The organism is Bradyrhizobium sp., assembly GCF_019242285.1.
Taxonomy (GTDB): Bacteria; Pseudomonadota; Alphaproteobacteria; order Rhizobiales; family Xanthobacteraceae; genus Bradyrhizobium.
Genome location: NZ_JAFAVV010000739.1, coordinates 1 through 3,755, shown reverse-complemented (window position 1 = coordinate 3,755; position 3,755 = coordinate 1). Strand labels below are relative to the sequence as shown.

The 3,755-nt window shown below is 67.8% G+C and carries 5 protein-coding genes; all 5 read left to right on the top strand.

Translation table 11 applies throughout. The annotated features are described in order from the left end of the window. Positions 1–109: 109 nt before the first annotated feature. Positions 110–718, top strand: coding sequence for a hypothetical protein (locus tag JOY90_RS29990; RefSeq protein WP_291694715.1), 609 nt, complete (start codon positions 110–112; stop codon positions 716–718). 141 nt (positions 719–859) lie between these two features. Beyond that, positions 860–1,045: a hypothetical protein gene (locus JOY90_RS29985; RefSeq protein WP_291694714.1), complete on the top strand. Its 186-nt coding sequence runs from the start codon at positions 860–862 to the stop codon at positions 1,043–1,045. A 75-nt stretch (positions 1,046–1,120) separates the two neighbouring features. Further along, a complete protein-coding gene (locus JOY90_RS29980; protein ID WP_291694713.1) occupies positions 1,121–1,909 on the top strand; it encodes an SDR family NAD(P)-dependent oxidoreductase in 789 nt (262 codons plus the stop codon). Between the two features lie 118 nt (positions 1,910–2,027). Then, on the top strand, positions 2,028–2,423 hold the full coding sequence (locus tag JOY90_RS29975) for a cytochrome C (RefSeq protein WP_291694712.1): 396 nt from the start codon (positions 2,028–2,030) through the stop codon (positions 2,421–2,423). Positions 2,424–2,580: 157 nt separating this feature from the next. Next, entirely contained in the window at positions 2,581–3,489 is a 909-nt protein-coding gene (locus JOY90_RS29970) for a hypothetical protein (RefSeq protein ID WP_291694711.1), read from the top strand. Positions 3,490–3,755: the final 266 nt, after the last annotated feature.

Below are 3,755 nucleotides of genomic sequence, written 5' to 3'. Positions count from 1 at the left end.
ATGGCTTGCGGCGCGGCGCCGATCCTCGCCGCCGTCGTTGGCATCCTGGATCGCGGTTGCGACGTCCGCCACGCTGGGCGGCGCCTTGCTGGGACTGAGCGCTGAGGACATGCTGTATCAAAGCTATGGGATCGACGGCTGGCTGATGCAGGGCACATTGTTGGCGCTGTCCATCGCGGTGCCGCCGTTATGCTCTGAGGCGCTGATGGCGGGTCGTGCCGTTCCTGCGCTCGCCGAGCTGATCGGTCCGCGCGAGGGCCGGTGCTCCTCGCGCGCCGACTGGATGCTGGGACTGGCGCTGATCGCGACCGCCCTGGTCGCGGTGGAAACCGCGCTCGGCCTGGTGTTCGACTCCCGCTGGCGCGATTTTCCGTTCGCCGCCCTGGGCATGGCCGTGATGCCGTTCTGGACGCTGACGCTGCTCAACCGCGGCAAGTCGCAGGCCCCGCGGCTGGCCGAGGCCGCTTTCGCGGGTCTGCTCGCGCTGGCGGCGCTGCACGTGTTGTTCAATGAAGGTTTCCGGAACTGGCAAGCGATGTGGACCGCGGCGGCATATGCGCTGCTCGGGCTTACGCTGTGGCGCGCCGGGCCGCTCTCCGTCGCCGGAAGGGTTTTGACGCAGGACTCCACGACCGAGGCTTTCATCCTCGCTGTCGGCGGCTCGCGCGATGTGCCGGCCTTGGCGCTGGAGCAGGAGGCGGCCGAATCCTCGGTCTGACGCGACGCAGGATGAGCTTTCGCCCCCCGTCGCGATCGTGAAGGAACCGCAGCGCGCTCCCCGCGATTGGACCAGGACGGGCAAGTCCGGCCGCCGCGATTTTTCGGCTGCCCCGCCGGCTCGAACCATCGGGAGAGCGCCATGACGTCGGAAACGCAGATCCACACGATCGCACGGCAAATGCTGGAGCAGCACGGTCTTTCGGCGATCGCCAAGGCCGCGCAGAACGCCGTTGCCTGCGAAAGCAAGGGCGAGAGCGAGCAGGCCCGCGACTGGCGCCATGTCGAGGACGCCATGAAGATGATGCGGGGGCCGCACCAAAGCTGACGCTTGAGGCTCGCTTCCGATGCGTGTCTTATGCGGGCGATCCCGTAGCTCGGACATCAGGGAGCGCCAGCGGCCATGGGTCTGCTCGACACGCCATTCGATTCCGCACATGAGGCGGCGCTCGTCACCGGTGCCGGCAACGGCATCGGGCGCGCCATCGCGCATGGCCTGGTCGGCGAGGGGTTGAGGACCGTGTTCGCCGACGTCAGCGAGGAGCGGATCGCGGCCTCGATGGAGAGCGCGCCGCGGCCGGACCTGGCGGTCCCGTTCGTCGGCGATCTCGCCGAGCCCGCGGTATGCGACGCCTTGCTGTCTCACGCAACGGCGGTGGTCGGGCAGGTCACCCACTTCGTGCACTCGGCCTCGCCCCCGCGCCGCGAGGCCGACCACACCTTTGCCGTGACCGGCGACAGCTGGCGCAGGATGCACGCTGTCAATCTCGATGCCGGCTTCCATCTTGCCCGGGAATTGGCGCGCCAGCTCATCGCCGCGAAAGCATCCGGCTCGTTCCTGTTCCTCACCTCGCTGCATGCCGACACGCCGCGCAACCTGCCGCACTATTCCTCGGCCAAGGCTGCGATGGCGATGCTGGTCAGGGAGCTCGCCAAGACGCTCGGCCGCTTCGACATCCGCGTCAACGCCCTGGTGCCCGGCGCCATCGCGGCCGGCGGCTTCGTTGCCAATCCGGCGATGGCCAGACACATTCCGCTCGGCCGAATCGGGGAGGCGAAGGACCTCGCGCCGATGGCGCTCGCGGTGCTGTCGAACAGGATCTCGGCCTATGTGACCGGTGCCGCGATCGTGGTCGATGGCGGCATCGCGCTCACCAACTGGTTCGATCCGCCCGATCTCGACGGCGTCTGAGCACCGCCAGACGATCGCTTGGGGAGGTTTGGCGGTGCCGCCGTGTTTTCGACAGGCTTGGCCGCGATAGGTTTCGAAGGCAGAAGCGCGAGCGGCGATATTGGGGCATTTTCGGGGCATGAAGAAGGCGGTTTTGTCGCGGCGATGGATTGGTCTGGCGCCGCCTTCCTGCATTGCGCTCGCGGTTGCCGCCATCCTCGCCGGCGGCATGGCACGGGCGCAAAATCTCGATCAGGGCAAATCTCCCGCCAGGCTCTTCGCCGACGGCTGCGCGAGCTGCCACCACAGTCCGCGCCACCTCGCCAAGGATCGCTTCCGCCTTCAACTGTTCCTGTTCCTGCAGCAGCATTACGCCACCAGTTCGAGCTCGGCCTGGGAATTGTCCTCCTACCTGGAGTCGGTCGACGGTCCCCCGGGCGGGCGCGTGCGGACGGCTGCGGCGAAACACCGGGCGTCCTCGACCCGGTCGCCGCACGGCTCGTTGCGCCCGCCGATGCCGGTACCGCAGCGCTGAAACTGGTTCCGCGATTCGTTACGGCCCGCGAGCGATGCGGCGCGTTCAAGCGGCTTGTGCATACGGCCCGCAAATAATCCAAGTTTGCGACTAGTTTCCCGAGGTTACAATCGAACGATGATTCGGCGGATGATTGCGATTCGCGAGGTTGGTCGCCATGGCATTTTTCAAGCGTGAGTTCAGTCCGGTCGAGCGCTTCGAGGCGACGTTGAAGGAAAAGCAGGGCGCGCGCGAGAGACTCGCTGGCCGCTTGAGCGCCGCTGCGACCGATCTCGAGGAAAAGCGCGCCGCCGCCGAACGGCTGGCGGTCGCCGGCGCCAGCAACGCCAAGCTCGAACGCGCCGAAGCGAAGATGCGCGCAGTCGAGGAGAACGCGCGGACGCTGCGTGCAGCGCTCGCGGAGCTCGACGAGCAGATCGTCGCCACCGAACGCGCGCTGGCCGAGACCAGGACGCAGCGCGACCGCGACACGCTCGCCGACGACATCGAGGCGATGGCCGCCGCGATCGAGCAGGCTGTCCCGGGTTTTGCGGTCTCGACCGGCGCGCTGATCGACGCGGCCGGCAGGAGCCCGGCCTCGGTGCCGGAAGCGGCTCGGTTCGCCGGCAGCGTGGAGGCCATGCGGCGCGAGGTGATCGCGGCGGCCGACCTGATCTGCTGGGAGCTGCGCTCGACCGCGGTGCGCACGCGCGCGGGCAATGCCAACGTCGCGCTGCTGCCGGCGCCCGCCGAGCCGGACGAGCCGCAGGAAGTGCCGGAGTCCGAGATCGAGCTGCAGATGATCTACACGCTCAATCCGCTGCGCTGGCGCGAAGGCGAGGAAGTGCGCCGCGTGCCCGCCTTCACCATGGTGGGTCTGCCGAAGGCGCTGCTGCCGGCCGCGCTCAAGCATCAGCATGTCGACTACCTCAATGCGCGCCGGGTGCAGACCTTGATGCATGTCCATGGCAGCCAGCGTTTCAACGGCGATCTCGCCGAGGATGATCCGCAGCTCATCGATCTCGATGCGCTCGCAGCCGCCCCGCCGGCCGAGCCGCAGGAAGCCCCGCAGGCCGACGTGGCCTGAGGGCAGCCCGGAGCCGTAGGGTTGGCTAGATGCGCAAGCGTCGTGCCCACCATTCCATCGACAGCGGTGCTCTGGATGGTGGGCACGCTTCTGCCTTCGCTCTTCGAGCGAAGTCTGAAGCTTAGCGCACCCTACGACACCGAACATGCAGCCGCGTTCTCGCGACGGGATTCGTCCGAGCTTTGCCGAGATGTCACCCTCGAAAAGTCAGAGGGCGCAGGGAATGCCGGGTGAAGGCCTCACCCATGGCCCGCCTGCAACAAGGA

Excerpts from the sequence above, each read along its gene's own strand:
- JOY90_RS29990 (WP_291694715.1), top strand. The coding sequence starts at position 110 with ATGCTGTATCAAAGCTATGGGATCGACGGCTGGCTGATGCAGGGCACA.
- JOY90_RS29985 (WP_291694714.1), top strand. The coding sequence starts at position 860 with ATGACGTCGGAAACGCAGATCCACACGATCGCACGGCAAATGCTGGAG.
- JOY90_RS29980 (WP_291694713.1), top strand. The coding sequence starts at position 1,121 with ATGGGTCTGCTCGACACGCCATTCGATTCCGCACATGAGGCGGCGCTC.
- JOY90_RS29975 (WP_291694712.1), top strand. The coding sequence starts at position 2,028 with ATGAAGAAGGCGGTTTTGTCGCGGCGATGGATTGGTCTGGCGCCGCCT.
- JOY90_RS29970 (WP_291694711.1), top strand. The coding sequence starts at position 2,581 with ATGGCATTTTTCAAGCGTGAGTTCAGTCCGGTCGAGCGCTTCGAGGCG.